This is a genomic window from Roseovarius litoreus (assembly GCF_900142765.1).
Lineage (GTDB): Bacteria > Pseudomonadota > Alphaproteobacteria > Rhodobacterales > Rhodobacteraceae > Roseovarius > Roseovarius litoreus.
Window position 1 is genome coordinate 446,348 of sequence record NZ_FRCB01000001.1, and the last position, 20,267, is coordinate 466,614.

Annotated in this window: 23 protein-coding genes; 8 read left to right on the forward strand and 15 right to left on the reverse strand. The window is 62.0% G+C overall.

All coding sequences use genetic code 11. The features are described from left to right. Positions 1–58 precede the first annotated feature (58 nt). Genes F3H35_RS02160 through dapE form a run of 3 tightly spaced genes read right to left on the reverse strand, consistent with a single transcriptional unit; the run spans position 59 to position 2,213 of the window. Entirely contained in the window at positions 59–640 is a 582-nt protein-coding gene (locus tag F3H35_RS02160) for a TIGR04282 family arsenosugar biosynthesis glycosyltransferase (protein WP_149778377.1), read from the reverse strand. Further along, positions 640–1,062, reverse strand: a complete 423-nt coding sequence (locus F3H35_RS02165) for a GNAT family N-acetyltransferase (RefSeq protein WP_149778002.1) — start codon at positions 1,060–1,062, stop codon at positions 640–642. The genes F3H35_RS02160 and F3H35_RS02165 overlap by 1 nt, the downstream gene beginning before the upstream one ends. Further along, positions 1,059–2,213 (reverse strand): succinyl-diaminopimelate desuccinylase, encoded by a 1,155-nt coding sequence (gene dapE / locus F3H35_RS02170; RefSeq protein ID WP_223228287.1) that lies wholly within the window; start codon positions 2,211–2,213, stop codon positions 1,059–1,061. The genes F3H35_RS02165 and dapE overlap by 4 nt, the downstream gene beginning before the upstream one ends. 278 nt (positions 2,214–2,491) lie before the next feature. Here dapE and F3H35_RS02175 point away from each other — a divergent pair, with 278 nt between their 5' ends. After that, positions 2,492–4,093, forward strand: a complete 1,602-nt coding sequence (locus F3H35_RS02175) for a Hint domain-containing protein (RefSeq protein WP_188129840.1) — start codon at positions 2,492–2,494, stop codon at positions 4,091–4,093. A 3-nt stretch (positions 4,094–4,096) separates the two neighbouring features. After that, a complete protein-coding gene (locus F3H35_RS02180; protein ID WP_149778004.1) occupies positions 4,097–5,188 on the forward strand; it encodes a Hint domain-containing protein in 1,092 nt (363 codons plus the stop codon). A gap of 24 nt (positions 5,189–5,212) precedes the next feature. On the opposite strand, the gene F3H35_RS02185 is transcribed toward F3H35_RS02180, so the two are convergent. Beyond that, positions 5,213–5,548 carry a hypothetical protein gene (locus F3H35_RS02185; protein WP_149778005.1) on the reverse strand — a complete coding sequence of 112 codons (336 nt, stop codon included), beginning with the start codon at positions 5,546–5,548 and terminating at the stop codon, positions 5,213–5,215. Positions 5,549–5,713: 165 nt separating this feature from the next. Here F3H35_RS02185 and F3H35_RS02190 point away from each other — a divergent pair, with 165 nt between their 5' ends. Next, positions 5,714–6,112 carry a rhodanese-like domain-containing protein gene (locus F3H35_RS02190; protein ID WP_149778006.1) on the forward strand — a complete coding sequence of 133 codons (399 nt, stop codon included), beginning with the start codon at positions 5,714–5,716 and terminating at the stop codon, positions 6,110–6,112. A 54-nt stretch (positions 6,113–6,166) separates the two neighbouring features. Here F3H35_RS02190 and dapD read toward each other — a convergent pair whose 3' ends face one another. Then, positions 6,167–6,994, reverse strand: a complete 828-nt coding sequence (gene dapD, locus F3H35_RS02195; RefSeq protein ID WP_149778007.1) for a 2,3,4,5-tetrahydropyridine-2,6-dicarboxylate N-succinyltransferase — start codon at positions 6,992–6,994, stop codon at positions 6,167–6,169. 195 nt (positions 6,995–7,189) lie between these two features. On the opposite strand from dapD, the gene F3H35_RS02200 reads away from it, so the two are divergent. Then, positions 7,190–8,011, forward strand: coding sequence for an LOG family protein (locus F3H35_RS02200; protein ID WP_149778008.1), 822 nt, complete (start codon positions 7,190–7,192; stop codon positions 8,009–8,011). A gap of 54 nt (positions 8,012–8,065) precedes the next feature. On the opposite strand, the gene F3H35_RS02205 is transcribed toward F3H35_RS02200, so the two are convergent. The 5 genes from F3H35_RS02205 to F3H35_RS02225 form a co-directional block, all read right to left on the reverse strand. Further along, positions 8,066–8,266 carry a hypothetical protein gene (locus F3H35_RS02205; protein ID WP_149778009.1) on the reverse strand — a complete coding sequence of 67 codons (201 nt, stop codon included), beginning with the start codon at positions 8,264–8,266 and terminating at the stop codon, positions 8,066–8,068. A gap of 138 nt (positions 8,267–8,404) precedes the next feature. Then, on the reverse strand, positions 8,405–9,118 hold the full coding sequence (locus F3H35_RS02210) for a gamma-glutamyl-gamma-aminobutyrate hydrolase family protein (protein WP_149778010.1): 714 nt from the start codon (positions 9,116–9,118) through the stop codon (positions 8,405–8,407). 1 nt (position 9,119) lies between these two features. Next, a complete protein-coding gene (locus F3H35_RS02215) occupies positions 9,120–10,079 on the reverse strand; it encodes an amidoligase family protein (protein WP_149778011.1) in 960 nt (319 codons plus the stop codon). 74 nt (positions 10,080–10,153) lie between these two features. Further along, positions 10,154–11,335 carry a 23S rRNA (adenine(2503)-C(2))-methyltransferase RlmN gene (rlmN, locus tag F3H35_RS02220; RefSeq protein ID WP_149778012.1) on the reverse strand — a complete coding sequence of 394 codons (1,182 nt, stop codon included), beginning with the start codon at positions 11,333–11,335 and terminating at the stop codon, positions 10,154–10,156. 111 nt (positions 11,336–11,446) lie between these two features. Next, the gene (locus tag F3H35_RS02225; protein ID WP_149778013.1) at positions 11,447–12,043 is read right to left on the reverse strand and encodes a DNA-3-methyladenine glycosylase I; all 597 of its coding nucleotides are present in this window, start codon (positions 12,041–12,043) and stop codon (positions 11,447–11,449) included. A 110-nt stretch (positions 12,044–12,153) separates the two neighbouring features. On the opposite strand from F3H35_RS02225, the gene F3H35_RS02230 reads away from it, so the two are divergent. The 3 genes from F3H35_RS02230 to phbB all read left to right on the forward strand — a co-directional run bounded on the left by F3H35_RS02230 (position 12,154) and on the right by phbB (position 15,193). After that, positions 12,154–12,990 carry an EAL domain-containing protein gene (locus tag F3H35_RS02230; protein ID WP_149778014.1) on the forward strand — a complete coding sequence of 279 codons (837 nt, stop codon included), beginning with the start codon at positions 12,154–12,156 and terminating at the stop codon, positions 12,988–12,990. 133 nt (positions 12,991–13,123) lie between these two features. Next, positions 13,124–14,299, forward strand: a complete 1,176-nt coding sequence (locus F3H35_RS02235; RefSeq protein WP_149778015.1) for an acetyl-CoA C-acetyltransferase — start codon at positions 13,124–13,126, stop codon at positions 14,297–14,299. 171 nt (positions 14,300–14,470) lie between these two features. Then, positions 14,471–15,193: an acetoacetyl-CoA reductase gene (phbB, locus tag F3H35_RS02240; protein WP_149778016.1), complete on the forward strand. Its 723-nt coding sequence runs from the start codon at positions 14,471–14,473 to the stop codon at positions 15,191–15,193. A gap of 183 nt (positions 15,194–15,376) precedes the next feature. On the opposite strand, the gene F3H35_RS02245 is transcribed toward phbB, so the two are convergent. From F3H35_RS02245 to F3H35_RS02255, 3 genes are all read right to left on the reverse strand, one after another. After that, entirely contained in the window at positions 15,377–15,547 is a 171-nt protein-coding gene (locus F3H35_RS02245; RefSeq protein ID WP_149778017.1) for a YdcH family protein, read from the reverse strand. 114 nt (positions 15,548–15,661) lie between these two features. After that, entirely contained in the window at positions 15,662–16,432 is a 771-nt protein-coding gene (locus F3H35_RS02250) for a tRNA1(Val) (adenine(37)-N6)-methyltransferase (RefSeq protein WP_149778018.1), read from the reverse strand. Further along, on the reverse strand, positions 16,425–16,640 hold the full coding sequence (locus F3H35_RS02255) for a putative signal transducing protein (protein ID WP_149778019.1): 216 nt from the start codon (positions 16,638–16,640) through the stop codon (positions 16,425–16,427). The genes F3H35_RS02250 and F3H35_RS02255 overlap by 8 nt, the downstream gene beginning before the upstream one ends. Positions 16,641–16,695: 55 nt before the next feature. Between F3H35_RS02255 and F3H35_RS02260 the strand changes: the two genes are divergently transcribed. After that, complete coding sequence (locus F3H35_RS02260; protein WP_149778020.1) at positions 16,696–17,697, forward strand: polyprenyl synthetase family protein; 1,002 nt, start codon at positions 16,696–16,698, stop codon at positions 17,695–17,697. On the opposite strand, the gene F3H35_RS02265 is transcribed toward F3H35_RS02260, so the two are convergent. Next, the gene (locus tag F3H35_RS02265; protein WP_149778021.1) at positions 17,698–18,531 is read right to left on the reverse strand and encodes a 4-(cytidine 5'-diphospho)-2-C-methyl-D-erythritol kinase; all 834 of its coding nucleotides are present in this window, start codon (positions 18,529–18,531) and stop codon (positions 17,698–17,700) included. It abuts the gene before it with no gap. After that, the gene (locus F3H35_RS02270) at positions 18,521–20,236 is read right to left on the reverse strand and encodes a tetratricopeptide repeat protein (protein ID WP_149778022.1); all 1,716 of its coding nucleotides are present in this window, start codon (positions 20,234–20,236) and stop codon (positions 18,521–18,523) included. The genes F3H35_RS02265 and F3H35_RS02270 overlap by 11 nt, the downstream gene beginning before the upstream one ends. Between the last annotated feature and the right edge of the window lie 31 nt (positions 20,237–20,267).

The following is a 20,267-nucleotide window of genomic DNA, read 5'->3' on the forward strand; positions in this document are numbered from 1 at the left end:
CCGTTCGCCTATCACGGATCAGGGCCATGTGCCATGCGGGAAAACGCGGCCAGAGGCGTTACCGCGAGCGCAACAGATCCGAGGCTGTGTCCACATCGCTCAGCGTATCGGCCAGCGCCACGCGCAAGCCCGGCAGGCTGTCGATACTGTCTTGCAAGGCATGCGAAGTGGACCAGCGCACCCCACGAAACAGGGTGGCGGGCGGCGGTGCGATCCGCGTCATCCCCACCAGCCAATAGCCGCCATCGGGCGCCGGGCCGAACACCGCGTCATGACCGCCCAGCAGATCGAAGGCCCGCGCCACATGGACCTTGTCCAGACCCGGAATATCGCCCCCCACGATGCAGACCGGACCGGGCGGCAGACGGCGCAGCAGCCGCCCCATCCGATCCCCCAGATCGCCGCGCCCCTGCGGTACCCGCGGCAGATGACCGGGCCAGACACGGCTGAAGCGCCCCTCACGATCCGGCGACACCGCCAGGATCAGCTGCCAGCGTGGATCCTCAAGCCGCCGCAACAGCCCCGCCACCTGATGCCGGAACCACCACGCGGCAGGCACCATGCCGATATCCGCGCCAAGCCGCGTCTTGACCCGCCCCGGACGCGGCTCCTTGACCATCACGACAAGCTGTCGGCGGATCACGGCGCGCGTTCCATGTCACGATGCGGGATACCGGCATCCATGTATTCGGGGCCAAAGGCGACAAATCCCAGCTTTTCATAGAACCCAAGCGCATGGGTCTGCGATCCGAGCACCGCGCGGCTGACCCCGGCCTGCGCGCGCAGATGCGCAAGGCAGGCGCGGATCAGCGCCGCGCCGATCCCGGCACCGCGCGCCTCCCGCAGTACGCAGACCCTGCCGATCTTGCCGGTCTCGCCCTTGATGAGGATGCGCGCGCAGCCCACCGGGCGCCCCTCCAGCCGCGCCAGAAGATGATGCGCCTCGCCATCGCGCCCGTCGCGTTCCTCGGCCTCGGGCACATTCTGTTCCTCGATGAAGACCGTGGCGCGCAACGCCAGACAGGTCTCGAGATCGGAAGTCGGCCCGACCTCGAGCTTCATGCGAAATAGTCCCTCAGGATGCGGCCATAGATATCCTTGAGCTGCGGGATCAACGCCAGTTCCACCCGCTCATCCACCTGATGCATGGTGCGTCCCACCAGACCGAATTCCACCACCGGGCAGTGGGCTTTGACGAACCGCGCATCCGACGTGCCGCCCGTGGTGGACAGAACCGGCGCGATGCCGGTCTCGGCTTCGACAGCAGCAGCCACCAGATCCGACAGCGGCCCCGGCGGTGTCAGAAAGCTTTCGCCTGATACTTTCACCGTCATCTCGCCTGCCACGCCAAAGGCTTGGGCCACGTCGTCCAGTTCGGATTGCAGCCACCCGATCAGAGAGGCGCTGTCATGGGCATCGTTGAAGCGGATATTGACCGTGGCCCGGCACTGCGCCGGGATCACATTGGTCGCCGGGTTGCCCGTGTCGATCGTGACCACGGCAAGGGTCGAGGGGTCGAAATGCTCGGTTCCCTCGTCAAGCACGTGGCTCGACAGCCGGTCCATGAGCCGCGCCATTGCAGGCAGGGGATTGCGCGCGCGATGCGGATAGGCCGAATGGCCCTGCTCGCCGGTGATGGTAAACCAGGCGCTCAGCGATCCGCGCCGGCCGATCTTGATCATCTCGCCCAGCCGGTCGGGACAGGTCGGCTCTCCGACAAGGCAGACATCCATCCGTTCGCCGTGTTGCGCCATCCAGTCAAGGATCGCGGTGGTGCCGTCCACGGCATCGCCTTCCTCGTCTCCGGTCACCGTGACGATCACCGCGCCATCATCGGGCGGCGTGTCGCGCACGAAATCCACGGCGGCCGCCACAAAGGCCGCGACGCCGGATTTCATGTCCGTCGCACCGCGCCCCCAGAGAAAACCGTCTTTCTGCTCGGCCCCGAAGGGCGGCACGCTCCATGCCGCCTCATCGCCAAGCGGCACCACGTCGGTATGGCCGTTGAAGCCGAATGTGCGCGCAGCACCCTTGTCGCCCCACCGCGCGAAAAGGTTGGACACGCCACCGCGCTCGATCCGGGTGCAGGCAAACCCCGCCTCGGTCAGCAGGTTTTCCAACAGCTGCAGCGCGCCGCCTTCCGCGGGGGTGATCGACGGGCAACGCACAAGATCGGCGGTCAGTTCAACAGGATCGACAGGCATAGCGGGCATGGTCCCTTACATCTCGGAAAGTGTCCCCGCATCGCTAGCGCGGTTCGCCGCGAAGCGCAAATAGAGCACACTGCGTCGAGGTTCTGTTGATTTCTGTTAACAATTCTCCTGAATTATGTTAGGAAAATGTCAATAATAACCCGAGGCAGGGTAAAATTCAGCAGGGCCGCAAAAGGCCCGCGATCGAGCGGACAGCACTTTGTCCAGGAATTGACGGCGGCGTTTTAGCCGTCTCGCTGTGTTTTGCGCTGCCCCGAACTGGTTCGAGGCATTTTAGAATGGTAGCTCCAGCGAGACTTCCCATCGACACGGATGCGTCCGCCGTCGCCATGGCACAGGAAATCTTTGGTGACGGCGCCACGGTTGTCAGCGCCTCCTATACCGGGGCGGCGCTGTCGTCGGGAATTTATACCGACGGCGACGCCATCACGCCCGGTGTCACGCCTGCCGATACGGGGGTGATCCTTTCGACCGGCAATGTCACGTCCTTCACCAATGACGCGCCCCCGGCCTTCGCATGGTGGCTGCAAGACAATTCGAACCAGCGAACCAACACCTCGACCAACACGACAGGCCCCGACAACGATCCGCTGTTCAACGCCGCCGCGGGGGCCAGCACCTTCGATGCGGCCTATCTGGACGTGGATTTCATCCCGACCGGCTCCTTGATGTCGATGAAATTCGTCTTCGCCTCCGAGGAATTCCCCGAGTTCCAGACCGGCATCTATCAGGATTTCGTCGGGGTTTGGGTCAATGGTCAGCAGGTCGATCTGTCTATCGGGGATGGCGATGCCGACCCCAACAACCTGAACGGCGCCACGAACGCCAACCTCTACAACGACAATACCGGCGACCAGTTCAACACCGAGATGGACGGCTTCACCGTCACCCTGACGTTGACCTTTCCGGTCACCGCGGGCGAGCTGAACTCGATCCGTATCGGGATCGCGGACGTGGTGGACAGCAGCTACGATTCCGCCCTTCTGATCGCCGCGGACAGTCTCCAGACCACCCTTGTCGCGCTTGACGACACCAGCAACCTGTTTCCCGACGGCTCGAAAACGCTTGACCTTCTGGCCAATGACGTCAACTCGACCGGCGGCATCCTGACCATCACCCATATCAACGGTCAGGCCGTCAGCGTGGGCGACGTTGTGACCCTGACCACCGGCCAGCAGGTGACGCTGAACGCCAATGGCACGGTCACCGTGACCGGCGATGGCGACATCGAGCAGTTCAATTTCACCTACGAGGCCACCAGCAGCACAGGCCAGAGCGATATCGGCTTCGTCACTGTCGACTCGGTCCCCTGCTTCACCGCCGGCACACGGATCCTGACACCTTCGGGCTTGGTCCAGGTCGAGTATCTCAATCCCGGTGATCTGGTCACCACCAAGGACGACGGCCCGCAACCCCTGCGCTGGATCGGTCAGCGACGTGTGGCCGCCGAGGGAAATTTCGCCCCGATCCTCATTTCCGCCGGCAGTTTCGGCGCGCATCACGACCTCCTGGTCTCTCCGCTCCACCGGGTGCTGATCCGCGACAGCCTTGCCGAACTTCTCTTCGGCGAGGGCGAGGTGCTCGTCGCCGCGCGCGATCTGGTCAACGGCCACAGCATCCGCCGCATGGAAGGCGGCTTTGTCGACTACCTGCACCTGATGTTCGACCGCCATCAGGTGATCTATTCCGAAGGTCTGGAAACCGAAAGCTTCCTGCCCGGACCACAGATCACCAACGTGTTCGAGGCCGAGGTTCTGAAAGAAATCTGCACCATATTCCCCGAGATCGACCCGGCCACAGGCGCCGGCTACAGCCCCGCCGCGCGCCGCACCCTTCGCCCCTTCGAAGCGCAGGTGCTGGTCCGCAGAAAGGCCGCCTGACAGATGACATGGATCGCGATCGTAGATCACCATGACGGGCGCTTTGCTCCGCATGGCATTGACAGGCCCAAGCATGCCCCCCGGCCCTATCCTCCCGATCAACTGATCCCCCGTGGCACGCTGCTGCTGGAAACCCGCCTGTCGCCCGACGGCAGACCGCAGACGCTGCTGGCATTCCAGCGCCAGCATCCCTGGCCCGGCAGCTTTTCGCTACGCGCCCTGCCGCAGGGCGGCATCATCCTCGTGGTGACCCAAGGCGACGACATTCACCATGCCACCCTGCCGCACCAGGCGGATGGCCGCACCGATATCGTGCGCCTGACCTATAGCTGGGACGCACCCGCGCGGTGGGGCCGACTGACGATGGAGCGCCCCGAAAGCGATCTCATCCACTCGGTCGATATGTCGCCACCGCACCCCATGCTGATGGCCGATGTCCATGCGCTCTGTCAGCACCGCTACAACCACGAGATGGATCCCGACGTGGATTTCTTCGCCATTTCAACCAAGGTGGAGCCCGTGGGACCAATGCCCGCCCTGACGAGCCGGGTGCCGATCGCCACCACCTTCGGCGATGTCGCCGCAGGACAGCTCAAGCGCGGCGATGTCGTCCTGACCGATACCGGCATCTCGGTGCCGGTGCTGCGCATGGTCAGCCGCACCGTTCCCGCCCGTGGCAGTTTCCGCCCGGTGCGCCTGCGCGCCCCCTATTTCGGCCTGCGCGAGGATATCGTGGTCGCGCCCCAGCAACGGCTGGTCATCAGCGGAAGCGAGGTGGAATACATGTTCGGCCGCGAAGCGGTGCTGGTGCCGGCCCGCCATCTGGTGAACGGGCGGTCTGCACTTTTCGCGAAAGGCCCCGAACTGGTGACCTATCGCCACCTGCTTCTGCCGGGGCACGAGGCGGTTCTGGCGGCGGGCGGCTGTGCGTTGGAAAGTCTCTATATCGGGCGGTTGCGGCGCAAGCCGGATCAACTGGTGCAATCGGTTCTGGCCGAGGCCGACCGCTCGCGCCTGCCCGAACACGCAAAACCCGTCTGGCCCGTTCTCAAACCCTTCGAGGCGATCACCCTGGCGATGCAGCGCGTCGCCTGAACGGCGCCCGCACCCGGCTTGCGATCAATCGTAGAACGGCGTGACCTGGGCCACGATCACCGCGTTTTCCTCAAGCGCTCGGGCCATCAGCGCGCGTTCGTCCTCGCCGATCTCGTGCCCTTCCGCCAGCCGCTCGTCCAGCGTGCCATAGCCCGACACATCCAAGGGCGCGGTATCGGCCTGCTTGAGCACGGCAACGGTTTCGCGCACGGCCTCTTCTTCGTCCACGCCCGAGGCATAAACCATCAGCGCAGCACCGGTGGCCTTCGCAGGCAGACCGTCGCCCGCCTTGCGGCCGATCTCGACCAGCAGGGTATAGACCTGCTGGCGCTTGGGGGATTTGGTCTTGGTGCCACTCATGCGCGGGTTCCTTCTGTCTGACCTGACCTGCGTCAGCCCCGGTTTGAAGTCAAGCCTGTCGCATCGGATCGCACCATGAACGTCCGCGAAATTCGGCATTTCAGCCTTGCGCGAAACGCTTTAGGCTCCGGCCACACAGGACACCGCACCACCAAGGAGACTGCGATGAAACGAGCCAGCGACATGGTCGCCGAAGCCAACGCACTGGTCGATCACGCGCCCGCACAGGACATGCTGGCGCTGCATGGCCAAGAGGGCGTCACCTTCGTCGATCTGCGCGATCCGCGCGAGTTGGAACGTGACGGGATGATCCCCGGCGCCTTCCACTGTCCGCGCGGGATGCTGGAATTCTGGATCGACCCGGAAAGCCCCTATGCCAAACCGCAGTTCCAGACCGGCGACAGGTTCGTGTTCTACTGCGCCTCCGGCTGGCGCTCGGCGCTCTCGGCGCGGGTGGCCCAAGAGATGGGGCTACCGAATGTCAGCCATATCGAAGACGGGTTCGGCGGCTGGAAGAAAGCCGGCGGACCGATCGGCGCGAAGCCCTCGAAATCCGCCGGCTGAATTGGGTGAGCAAGGCGCATCGCTGCGCCTTGCCCGATGTGCCGCGACGGCGCGTCAGTCGCGCAGCAGCTCGTTGATGCCGGTCTTCGAGCGGGTCCGCTCATCCACGCGCTTGACGATCACCGCACAATAGAGGTTGAGGTTGTTCTTGGTCGGCATCGACCCGGACACCACCACCGAATAGGGCGGCACCTCGCCCATGAAGACCTCGCCGGTTTCGCGATCGACGATCTTGGTGGACTGGCCGATATAGACCCCCATCCCCAAAACCGAGCCTTCGCGCACGATGCAGCCCTCGACCACCTCCGAGCGCGCACCGATAAAGCAGTTATCCTCGATGATCGTGGGACCGGCCTGCATTGGCTCGAGCACGCCGCCGATGCCCACACCGCCCGACAGGTGCACGTTCTTGCCGATCTGCGCGCAGCTGCCCACGGTGGCCCATGTATCCACCATCGTGCCTTCGCCCACATGGGCGCCAAGGTTCACGAAGCTGGGCATCAGCACGACACCCGGCGCGATATAGGCGGATTTGCGAACCACGCAGTTGGGCACGGCACGAAACCCCGCCGCTTTCCAGTCGGTCTCGCCCCAGCCCTTGAACTTGCTGTCGACCTTGTCCCACCAGCCGCCGCCCTGCGGGCCGCCGTCCTGCATCTCCATGTCCTTGATGCGAAAGCCCAGCAGAACCGCCTTCTTGGCCCACTGGTTCACATGCCAGTCGCCATTGTCCTGCCGTTCGGCCACGCGCAGCTTGCCCGAATCGAGCGCATTCAGCGTCGCCTCGATGGCCTCGCGGGTTTCGCCCCCGGTGCTTGATGTGATCTGATCGCGGACTTCCCACGCGGCTTCGATGGCTTGTTCCAGTTGAGCGTTCGACATCGGGTGCCTCCCTTGGCTTCTGGCGTCATATGTTTCAGCGGCTTGGCCAAGGGCTATATGCGCAACCCGTGCCGGGATCAATCCGGCGTCGGCGACCCGACTTGCGACAGGCCCTGTCATGCGCTGTGGCTGGTCAAGCGGCGGCGAACCCGCTACCCCTTGAAGGGAAAGCTCCGCTCAACCCGAAGGTCCGCGATGACAGATGACCGCCACAGCCAGTTCCGCGACGCGCATACCGACCGCAGCAGCGCCGAACAGGTGCCCGACACGCCCCAGACCCGCGCGCCGGCCTACCGGCTGGCCTTTGCCGATCCCGATTTCATGCTGCGCGACGAGCTGCGCCCGGTCCGTCTGCAGCTTGAATTGCTCAAGCCCGAGTTGATCCTGAACGAGCGCGGGATCGAAAGCACCGTGGTCCTGTTCGGCGGCGCCCGCATCCCCGAACCCACGCAGCGCGACAGCGCCCGCACCGAAACCCTCGCCGATCTTGCACGGTTCTACGATGAGGCCCGCGAATTCGCCCGGCTCATCACGATGAAATCCATGGCGAGCTATGGGCGCGAATTCGTCGTGGCAACAGGCGGTGGCCCCGGCGTGATGGAGGCCGGCAACCGTGGTGCTGCCGATGCCGGTGGCGCGTCCATCGGGCTCAACATCGTGCTGCCCCATGAACAGGCCCCTAACGAATACGTCACACCCGGCCTGTGCTTCAACTTCCACTATTTCGGCATCCGCAAGATGCACTTCCTGATGCGCGCCAAGGCGATCTGTGTCTTTCCCGGTGGCTTCGGCACCCTTGACGAGATGTTTGAGGCCCTGACCCTGATTCAGACCGACCGCATGACCAAAGTGCCCTTCCTGCTCTTCGGCGAAGAGTTCTGGCGCCGGATCATCAACTGGGAGGCGCTGGCGGATGCCGGCACCATCAGCCCCGAGGATCTGGACCTGTTCCGCTTCGTCGAAACAGCTCAGGACGCGGTCGAGATCATAGACGCCTGGTATGCCGACAAGGGCTGACAAGGACCGTCACGGCCGTCACCGGCCGCCCGCACCCCGATCACCGCTCTGGTCTCAGGCCACTTGCCCCGGCAGAACGCACAACGTGCCGCCGCGCCGCACCGAGGTGACCATCCGCCCCTCCGCCGTTTCCTTGATCGCATAGCCATAGCCGCGCAGCCGATGGCGCCATTCGCGCTCTGAAACCGCCATGCTCCGCTCGCGCAGAACGAAGTTCAGGATCTCTGTTTCGTTTTCACTCACTGACTGTTTCATCGTTTCCTACCTCAAAACAGTTACCGTTCAACCAATCGATAACCAGAGTTGAGGGCAACAATCGTGCAGAAATATGGCGCGCCCAAGGTGTCTTCATGACCAGAGCAGACCAGACCAGACCGGACCTGAGAGCACCGCTCACTCTGCCCCGGCATCCACGCGCTGCATCTGACTGCGCCGCTGCCGGCTGGCTTTCGCCGCCGCCACCAGCGCGCGGAACAACCCCTGCTGGCGACGCGCATAGAACAGATGCTCGGGATGCCACTGCACCCCGATCGCGAACGGGTCGCGCACCCTTTCGATCGCCTGGATCATGCCGCCACGATCGCGTGCCGCCACCCGCAAACCCCGGCCCAGCCGATCGACAGCTTGCGAATGCAGCGCGTTGACCTTCATCGGTGCGCCGCCCGCCACCGCCGCCAGCCGGGTGCCCGGCGCGATCAGCACGGTCTTGCGCGGCAGGATCGTCCGGTGCCGGTCGCTGTCGCGATAGGCGTCATAGGCATCCTGATGCAAGGTCCCGCCAAGCGCCACGTTCAGCATCTGACTGCCCCGGCAGATCCCCATCACCGGCAGGCCTTGATCGAACGCCTCCAGCACCAGCCGCCGCTCCAGCGCGTCGCGCCCCGGATCAAGCCGCGCCGATGTCACGACCTGCCCGCCATAAAGATCCGGCGAGATATCGTCGCCGCCGCCGACAATCACCCCATCCACATCCGCCACATGCGCAGGTGCCCGGTCGGTCCAGCGCCGCGCACGCCCGCCCGCCATCCAGACATTCAACGCCATCAGCGGAAAGATGCGCCAGCCGGACCTGCGCGAGGTGGTGATCCCGATGACCGGTCGCACCATCTCAGCTGGCCACCATCCCGGCCTCATGCAGGATCGCGCCGCAGCGGTCGGCCCACCGCGCGCGCGACAGGGTGACCACCCCATGATCGTCGCTCCAGGCCTCGGCAAGACGCGCCAGCAACGCCGCGTCCCAGGCCACCCGCTCGACCATGATCCAGCGCTGCCATTCATCGGCAATGGACCAGCCCTCTTCGTCGATCAGGCAATCGGGAAGCCGGAAATGAAACGCAGGACGCGCCGATACCGGCCCGCTCAGCTTCCGGTCCACGGTCTCGGGCGCCAGATGCGCAAAGATCGGCAGCATATCCAGCCCGTGATTCCGGCTCGGCGTCAGACTAAGGTAAAGCGTCATCACATCGCGCAGCGCCGCCTCCGGGCCAAGCGCGATCAGCCCGCGCACCAGGTCGGTGGGATAAGGATCGGTGAACGGCAACAGCCGGCGCGACTCGTCGATGGGGTTGTCGCGCCGCATCCAGTCCTCGATCAGCGCATAGGCCAAAAGCGGGCGGATTACATCGCCATCCGCCTGCGACGCGATCTGGACATTCAGATGCACCCCGAACCCAAAGACCCATCCGGCACCACTGCCAAGCGCCCCTGCGCGCCGCAAAGCCCGCGTCAGATCCTCCAGCGCCTCCAGCCCGGCCATGTCCAGCGGTTCGGTGACGATCTCCACTGGCACAACCTCGCGCCCCAGCTCCAGCGCCAGATCGCGCAGTTTGCTCTGGGTGGCCTTGCGCAGGAAAATATCCAGATAGACCTCCAGCGTCCCGATCCGGCTGTCGCGAATGATCCAGAACGGCCCATCCCCCTGTTCGGCCCGTCCTCCCAGCGTATCGGTGCAGATCCCGGCAACCTCGGCCTCGCTCAACCCGCCAAGCTCGATCTCCACGCCGACGCGGCGGGGAGTGCCATCGGCGGCCAGCGGCCGTGGCAAGGGTGTGAAACGGTCAGGGGGCATCGCCGGTCCTTTCGCGTGTCAGGCTGCATCAGACTGTCAGATAGCCGCCCGAACTGCCAGCTTGACGCCGCGGCTCAGCCCAGACCGGTCTCGGCTTCGATCTGCTTGCGGGATTTGCGCGCGCGCTCGGTGGCCGATTTCAACTGCCCGCAGGCGGCCATGATATCTTCGCCGCGCGGCGTGCGGATCGGGCTGGCATAGCCGGCCTTATAGACGATATCGGCGAATTTCTCGATCCGGTCCCAATCGCTGCGCTGATGCGGGGCGCCGGGCCATTCGTTGAACGGGATGAGGTTGATCTTGGCCGGAATGCCCTTAATCAACTGCACAAGGCGGCGGGCATCGGCATCGCTGTCATTCACGTCTTTCAGCATCACGTATTCGAAGGTGATCCGCTCCGAATTCGACAGGCGCGGATACTCGCGCAGCGCCCCCAGCAGGGTTTCGATATTCCATTTCTTGTTGATCGGCACCAGCTTGTCGCGCACCTCGTCGGTGGTCGCATGAAAGCTGACGGCCAGCATGCAGCCGATCTCTTCGGCGGTCTTGGCGATCTCGGGCACAACCCCGCTGGTGGACAGGGTGATGCGGCGACGGCTGAGCGAAATACCCTCGCCATCCATCGCGATCTTCATCGCGTCGCGCACATTGTCGAAATTGTAAAGCGGCTCGCCCATGCCCATCAGGACGATATTCGACAACAGGCGCGGGCGTTCGCCTGCGCCCTCGCCGGGCCGTGGCCATTCATCCAGATCGTCGCGCGCCATCATCACCTGGCCCACGATCTCGCCCGCGGTCAGGTTGCGCACCAGTTTCTGAGTGCCGGTATGGCAGAAGGAACAGGTCAGCGTGCAGCCCACCTGGCTCGAGATGCACAGCGTCCCACGGTCGGTTTCGGGGATATAGACCACCTCGACCTCATGCCCGCCCGCGATCCGGACTAGATATTTGCGGGTCCCGTCGGCACTGACCTGCTTCGACACCATCTCGGGGATTTCGATCACGAAATTCTCCGCCAGCATTTGCCGATAGGCCTTGGACAGGTTCGTCATCGCGTGAAAGTCACGCACGCCCCATTGATAGAGCCATTGCCAGATCTGGTTCACCCGCATCTTGGCCTGCTTCTCGGGCGTGCCTGCCTCGATCAGCACCTCGCGCAACCGGTCGCGCGTCAGACCGACAAGATTGGTCGGCCCCTCGGGCAGCTTGCGGGGGATGGTCATCACGTCCTGGGTGATCGGGGCGGTATTGGTCATGGGCTCGCGCTTTGGGGTCGGGCTAGGGCTTGGATGCGCCTCCATATAGGATTTGCGCGGCGATTCCAAAACATTCCGGGCGCCGTGTCATGCACCGACGTGATACCGACGTCATACCGACGCGGATTTTCGGGGCTTTTGACCCAGCTGAGCGACCGGTCCGTGACAGGGACAGGTGACAAGATGATCGTTCACCATGCCCACCGCCTGCATGAAGGCATAGACGATGGTAGGCCCGCAGAATTTGAATCCCCTTTTCCGCAAATCTCTTGAAATTGCTCTGGAAATTTCCGTCTCCGTGGGCACGTCCTCAAGCCGCTCCCAGGCATTCTGCAGAGGCTTGCCGCCGACATGGTCCCACAGGTACCGATCGAACCCCTGCTCGGCCTCGATCTCCTGCCAAACCTGCGCATTCCCGATCGCCGCCTCGATCTTCCCGCGGTGCCTCACGATCCCCTGATCCCCCAGCAGAACCTGCACTTCCGCGTCGCCCCACCCGGCGATGATGTCGGGGTCAAACCCTTGAAATGCCTTCTGAAAATTCTTGCGCTTGCGCAGGATCGTGATCCAACTCAGCCCCGCCTGAAAGCCATCCAGGATCAGCTTTTCCCACAAGGCGCGGCTGTCATATTCCGGCACGCCCCACTCGGTATCGTGATAGGCTTCATAGAGCGGATCGGCGCCGACCCAACCGCATCTTTCTGCCATCCCGGCGCTCCGTTCCTCCATGATGGACCGAACCTTTCAAATTGACCGTTTAAGCCTTCCTTAGCGGCTGTCCTGCAGCCTGTGAACCTCGGGAATGCAGAGGTGCGATAATGCGGCGCAAACGACAATTTGCCGATCTGCCTGAGGGCGAGGATTCGGCATTGAATTACGCGATCATGAAACGGGACCTGTCGGTATTGGACATGGTCGAACAGGCTGTGATCCGGAAGCAATTATTGCTGTCTTATCAGACTGTTGTCACGACCAACGATCCATCCTGCGCCGCCTTTTACGAAGGCCTCATCCGTGTGCTCGACGACACGGGCAGGATCATCCCGGCACGCGACTTCATGTCGGCAGTGGAAACCACGGAAACTGGTCGCATAATCGATTGCATCGCCTTGGAAAAAGGCCTGAAATTGTTGGCACGCCAGCCCGATTTGCGCCTGTCCCTCAACATGTCTGCTCGATCGATCGGGTACAAGCGATGGGTCCGGACCCTGAGCCGCCGTCTGGATGCGGACCCAACCCTTGGAGAGCGGCTGATTCTCGAAATCACGGAAAGTTCGGCGATGCTCATCCCCGAACTGGTCATTGGATTCATGCAGGAATTTCAAGCCAAAGGGGTCAGCTTTGCGCTGGACGATTTCGGCTCGGGCTTCACGTCATTCAGATATCTGCGTGATTTTTACTTTGATATCATCAAGATCGACGGTCAATTCATCCGGGGCATCGCCAATAATCCGGACAATCAGGTACTGACAGCGGCCTTGCTGTCGATTGCCGATCAGTTCGACATGCTGACCGTCGCAGAAAGTGTCGAAACCGCACAGGATGCCGCTTATCTGGCAGCAATCGGGGTCGACTGCCTTCAGGGATACTACTTCGGCGCACCCACGATAAAGCCGCCATGGGAGCAGGACCCGGTGCACGGCCTGCGCGCGTGATCTCCGACATCGGGCCGTTGCCGCGCAGCCATCAGTGCGTTATGACGAGATCAGCCGGCGGGGGATACCGGGCAACGCCTGACACGACGTTGCGGCACGCCTCGGCCATGAAGAATTCTGGTGGAGGACTCACATGACTAACGTTGTTATCGCATCCGCGGCTCGCACTGCTGTCGGATCTTTTGGAGGCGCATTCGCCAACACGCCGGCACATGATCTTGGCGCCGCCGTCCTGGAGGCCGTCGTTGCGCGCGCAGGTATCGAAAAGGCGGAAGTTTCGGAAACGATCCTCGGCCAGGTTCTCACCGCGGCGCAGGGTCAGAACCCGGCACGTCAGGCCCATGTCAACGCGGGTTTGCCGATCGAAAGCTCGGCCTGGAGCATCAACCAGGTATGCGGCTCGGGCCTGCGGGCTGTCGCGCTTGGCGCGCAGCACATCCAATTGGGCGATGCCGATATCGTCTGCGCCGGCGGTCAGGAAAACATGACGCTCAGCCCCCATGCCGCGCATCTGCGGGCCGGTCACAAGATGGGCGACATGACCTATATCGACACGATGATTCGCGATGGTCTGTGGGATGCGTTCAACGGCTATCACATGGGCCAGACTGCCGAAAACGTCGCCGAGAAGTGGCAGATCAGCCGCGAACAGCAGGATGAATTCGCGCTGGCCAGCCAGAACAAGGCGGAAGCGGCCCAGAAGGCGGGCAAATTCGACGACGAGGTGATCGCCTTTACCGTCAAGACGCGCAAAGGCGATATCGTTGTCGACAAGGACGAATATATCCGGCACGGCGCCACGATCGAGAGCATGCAGAAATTGCGTCCGGCCTTTACCAAGGACGGATCGGTGACCGCAGCAAACGCAAGCGGGATCAATGACGGTGCCGCAGCGACTTTGCTGATGTCCGCAGATGCCGCCGAGAAACGCGGGATCGAACCTTTGGCGCGGATCGTCTCCTATGCGACGGCGGGGCTTGATCCGTCGATCATGGGCGTGGGTCCGATCAATGCCAGCCGCAAGGCCTTGGCCAAGGCTGGCTGGACTGTCGATGATCTGGACCTGGTGGAAGCCAATGAAGCCTTCGCCGCGCAGGCATGTGCCGTCAACAAGGACATGGGCTGGGATCCTGCGATCGTGAACGTCAATGGCGGCGCAATCGCAATCGGCCATCCGATCGGTGCATCGGGCTGCCGCGTCTTGAACACGCTCCTTTTCGAGATGAAGCGCCGGAACGCCAAGAAGGGTCTTGCCACATTGTGCATCGGTGGCGGCATGGGCGTCGCACTGTGCGTTCAACGCGATTAAGCGTTACCATATGGTCACGAACACCTGACATAAGGGCGCTCAATGGGCGCCCTTATCCATATCGAACAAAAAACGCTGCAGCGCGGAAAATTCATCAAGCAATAATATTGCGCAGCGCGCGCTGAAAGAGTAACAGAGTTACGAGACCTTTTAACCAAACTGGAGAAAAACATGGCACGAACTGCACTCGTCACCGGTGGCTCGCGCGGAATCGGCGCTGCGATCTCGAAAGCGCTCAAGGCTGAAGGCCACAACGTGGCAGCCACCTATGCCGGTAATGATGAGGCCGCGGCCAAGTTCACCGAAGAAACCGGCATCAAGACCTATAAATGGAATGTCGCCAGCTATGATGAGTCCAAGGCAGGCATCGCCAAAGTCGAAGAAGAGCTGGGGCCAATTGAAATCGTTGTGGCCAATGCCGGCATCACCCGCGATGCGCCATTTCACAAGATGACACCGGAACAGTGGCATGATGTGATCGACACCAACCTGACTGGGGTCTTCAACACGATCCACCCGATCTGGCCCGGTATGCGCGAGCGCGGCTTCGGGCGGATCGTGGTCATCAGCTCGATCAATGGCCAAAAGGGACAGTTCGCGCAGGTCAACTATGCTGCGACCAAAGCCGGTGATCTGGGTATCGTGAAGTCGCTGGCACAGGAAGGCGCCGCAAAAGGCATCACCGCGAACGCGGTTTGCCCCGGCTACATCGCGACTGAAATGGTGATGGCCGTTCCGGAAAAAGTGCGCGAAGCAATCATTGGCATGATCCCCGCCGGTCGTCTTGGCGAACCGGAAGAGATCGCGCGCTGCGTGACCTTTCTTGCATCCGACGAGTCGGGCTTCATCAACGGATCGACAATTTCCGCAAATGGCGGACAGTTTTTCGTCTGATCGATCAATCGGAACTCACAGATCAAGCCGGTCGCCTAGGCGACCGGCTCAAGCTTCAGTTCCTGTTTTAAGTTAAAGAAATCTGATCAAGAACGCATCGTCCCTGCAAGAAAGGCAGATGGGAAATGCGTTATCCGCTTGAGTGGTGGGGAAGCCCAAATCCGGTAAGCTCCCCCTTTCGGATCACACGTTGACGGAGAGCCGTTCGATGGCTTCCTTGATCCGAAGCTTCTGCTTCTTGAGTTCCGCAAGTTCGAGATTGCTTGCGCCGGGAGCGCGCTGCACTTCTTCCACCCGCTCCGAGAGGGCCCTATGTTTCTTCTTCAGTTCCTCGATGTGTGAACTCAAGCCCATTGGCATTCTCCTCTCTGATGAATGTTTTGTAACATCAGTGCAGCATACTTTGGTCGACCTGTCACGCTGCAGACGCAGCATAAGCTGAATTTTGCGGATAGCATTTTATTCAACTCAGAGCTGAAAAGGCAGGTGACCGCCCTCACGCAGGACACAAGCCGTTGCATCCGTGTAGTTTTCCTTGTCGCTCACGTGGGCCGCACCTTCGTGCAAAACCCATCCATCATGCAGCTTGAAATCGGCGCGCCCCCCCTTGCGCCCCCTGACCAGAGCCAATCTTGCCGGTCTGCCGCGACGGGGAATCAGCGGCAAAACTTCGAGACTGCCAAGATGGTCTGAAATTTCGCCCAACAAGGCAGGCAAACGTTCCGTTCGGTGAATGAAGGTTACGGTGCCTTTCGGTGCAGCCCGACGCGCGGCGGCCCTTATCCATGTGGCAAGCGGAGTGACCTCTCCAAGGGCGGTCTCGCGCCCGGTGTCACGCGCGGCGCTTCCTGCGTTTCGATCGAAATAAGGCGGGTTGACCAACACATGGGTAAATTGCCGTCGCCTGAATTGCTCGGGCATATCCGACACATCCCCTGTCACCACCTCCATAGTGATCCCGTTGGCCAACGCGTTTTGCCGGGCCAGCGCCGCGTATCCGCACTGCAATTCCAGTCCGGCAAGCATCAGGCCCTCGACCCGTGACGCGAGGCACAACCCCGCCACACCGACCCCACATCCCAGATCCAGAACGGAGTCACCGGGGCGCGCGGGCACACTGGCCGCCAGCAACACAGGATCGACACCGGCGCGATAGCCATCGCGAGGCTGACTGATCCGCAAACGGCCACCTAGAAAATCGTCCGTGGTCAAACTACCCTCTGGCCAGTGGTCAGCCATCAACCTCGATCCCGTTGTCGATCAATGTCTGGCGCGCCTGCTCGTAATCACGCTCGGCAACCATGAGGCGACGAGGAAATATCCCGATCGATCCCTCGAGAATGCTCATATTTACGTCCATTTCAAAGCAGTCTATACCCTCGCCTTGAAGCAAGGCTTGGGCGAAGGCGATCATTGTCGGATCGTTTGTGCTGAGTAGGTGTTTCATGGGGATGACTTAAGGGCACCGCGGTCTATTTGTCGACAGGTGTGACGGGAGTGTGATGGGATTGGACCACGCCGCGACGAAACCGCATGAGCAACTGGCCCGGCATCTGGATAGCAAGATGGCCGCCGTCAATACGCTGATCCGCGAGCGGATGGCATCGCGGCACGCACCGCGCATCCCGGAAGTGACGGCCCATCTGGTCGAAGCGGGCGGCAAACGCCTGCGCCCGATGCTGACACTCGCAACCGCCGATATGTGTGGCTATGGCGGTGCGTTCGACGTGCATCTTGCCGCCACGGTGGAATTCATTCACACCGCCACCTTGCTGCATGACGACGTGGTCGATGAAAGTCAGCAACGCCGGGGCAGGCCCACCGCGAACCTTTTGTGGGACAACAAGTCAAGCGTGCTTGTGGGCGATTACCTTTTTGCCCGCGCGTTTCAGCTGATGGTTGAGCCGGGCAATCTCCGAGTGCTCGATATCCTGTCGAACGCGGCGGCGGTGATCGCCGAAGGCGAGGTGCTGCAACTGAGTGCGGCACGGGATCTCAAAACCGACGAAAGCATCTATCTGCAGGTCGTGCGCGGCAAGACAGCCGCTTTGTTTTCCGCTGCGACCGAAGTGGGTGGCGTGATCGCAGATGCCCCTGAAGCACAGATAAAGGCGCTTTTCGATTATGGCGATGCGCTTGGTATCGCCTTCCAGATCGTGGACGATCTTCTGGATTATCAGGGTGATAGCAATGCCACGGGCAAGAATGTCGGCGATGATTTTCGCGAACGCAAACTGACGCTTCCGGTCATCAAGGCCGTCGCCGCCTCCGATGAGACCGAGCGCGCCTTCTGGACACGCACGATCGAAAAGGGTCGTCAGGAAGATGGCGATCTCGAGCATGCGCTTGATCTGCTGACAAAGCATGGCGCTTTGGAGGCGACACGACAGGATGCGCTGTCTTGGGCGGCCAAGGCGAAATCGGCGATGGAGGCTCTGCCCGATCACGCCGTGCGCGGGATGTTGACGGATCTGGCCGATTACGTCGTCGCGCGGGTCAACTGATCAGTCAGCTGCGTTCAGCCGCGTCGCGGCCACCCACCAGCCGGGAAACGCCTCGCGCAGCCTGCCGGCGGCGGAAGACGCGGTTTCCCTATCTGCATAAAGCCCGAAACAGGTGGCGCCGGATCCGGTCATGCGCGCAAGCTGACAGCCCGGCGTCACGGCGAAGGCACCAAGAACCTGTGCGATAACAGGCTGCAAGAGGATCGCAGGCGGCTCCAGGTCGTTACGCATGTCGCGCAACCAACGCCCGAACTCTGCCGCGCTGATCCCCTGCGGCAGGTCATCGGGCATGGGCGCGTTGGTTGTGGTTTCAAGGCGCTCGAAAACGTCCCTCGTCGGCACCGGCACGTTCGGATTGATAAGCACGGCATTCAAGGCAGGCAGACCAGACACCGGAGTGATCCGTTCGCCAAGGCCGCGCATCCGAACGACCTGTCCGGCCAGACAGGCGGGAACATCGGCACCGAGTGACAGAACGTCCTTGGGTAGCGGCGTGCCGGAAAGCTCTGACAATGCCCTGATCACTGCTGCTGCATCGCTGGAGCCACCGCCAAGCCCCGCCGCATTCGGCAGGGTCTTGTGCAACCGGATAGAGGCCGACACCCCCATCAGCTGCTGAGCCTTCATTACAAGGTTGGACCCGTCTGTGGGAACGCCTGCCGCCATCTCTCCCTCGACGGTGAGAGAGGCGCTGTCAGACAGCTCAACCTCGATCCGGTCGCCGATATCGGCGAACATGACGAGAGAATCCAGTTCGTGATACCCGTCAGACCGGCGGCCCGTCACATGCAAAGACAAATTGACTTTGGCGGGGGCGAAGGCCTCAACCACCATCGTCGGCCACCTTCAAAGGCGGTGCGCCCTCTTCCTCGAGAACCTGGTCAAGACCAACCTCGAGTTTGCGTCGGATACGATCCGGGTCGATATCCGGAGAGGGATTTTCCAAGTCCACGAATGACAGCGCACGCTTCCACTGGAATTCAGCTTCGACCTTGCGGCCCACGGCCCAGAGAACATCGCCAAGGTGATCGTTGACCACCGGATCGACAGGCATCAGCTCGGCGGCGCGCTCCATATGCTGTACCGCCTCGTCATACCGGCCCAAGCGATAGAGCACCCATCCCAGACTATCGACGATATAGCCGCTATTGGGTTGCGCGGCGACCGCGCGCTCGATCATGTCCAACGCCTCGTCCAGCTTGATCTGCTTTTCGACCAGCGAATACCCAAGATAATTCAGAACCTGGGGCTGCTCGGGATTAAGCTCAAGCGCACGGCGGAAATCAGCTTCGGCCTTTTCCCAAACCCCCAGTCTTTCATAACTGATGGCACGGGCATAATGGACGAACCACTGATCTGTCTCACGCTCGGCATAAAGCTCCAGAGCAAGATCATAGGCCGCAATCGCCTGTTCGTAATCTTCGCTCTGCCGGTGCAAGTCACCGGCGGCGACGTGAACCGAAGGGATGTCGCCATGGGTTTTGGCAAGCTGGTCCAAAACTTCGATGGCAGCGTCGGTCTTGCCGGCGCGACGAAGGCTTTCGGAGCGACCAAGCTCGGCGGCGTAGAACGACGGGTTGTCGCGCGGGACCTTGGCATAGGTCTTGGTGGCCAGATCGAACTGATCGAGACTTTCGAGTATTTCCGCCGACATCAGGATCGCATCGGTGTGATCGGCATTCAGATGCTCGGCAACCCGAGAATAAAGCAGCGCATAGGCCCCGCCCGTATCGGACAGCAAAGCGCGGCCAAGCGAAAAGAACACCTCGGACAAACCGTCGCGCGCATTGCGGATCCGCGTGAAAGGCACCTGCTCGCCCGCGAGCAGACGATCCTTGAGCTGTTGCACCTCGGGATCGAGGTCTGATCTGAACAGCTCGTCGATCAGCGCAACGGCATCGTCATTGCGTTCAAGCTGACTGAGAACCTCGGCCCATGCAATCGTGCCACGCCGCGTGCTCTGCATGGGTTCGTCCGAGTCGCCGGAAAAAATCTGGTCGGCGCCCTCGAAATCGCCAACCGAAGCCAGCGCCAGTGCCTTATGATACAGGCCAAAACTACGCAGACCACGCTGCTCGGACACATCGTCGAAATGACCAAGCGCCGTGCGCATGTCGCCTTTGCCAAGATGAGCCCAAGCCAGGATCAGCCCGTCCGCCAACGGGCCGACGCCACGGTTTTCGGCAATCCGTTCCAGAAGTGCATCGTAATCTTCGCGCGCGGCCTCATCGGCGATCATTGCCATGTGCGCGATCTGACTTTGGAACCCATCGGCCTGCATCTTCCGCGCCACCGGTCCGGCGCGATCGAAATTGCCCAGTGCGATATGCGCCACCACGGCATTTTCCAGGATCGCCGGATTGCCGGGATCCTCGGTGAGCGCACGCGTGAAATACTCGGCCGCCGCTGTGAAATCATTGTCGGCTCGCGCCTGCTGCGCGGCCAGATAAGAGCCTATGGCCTCATCAGCGATAACGGGAGGGGCTGTCAGCGGCAGAAGCGCCGTCACCAGCAAGGCGGTAAGGGTTTTCGATGTCACGACAGCCTGCCTCGAAGTTATTACCTAGCTT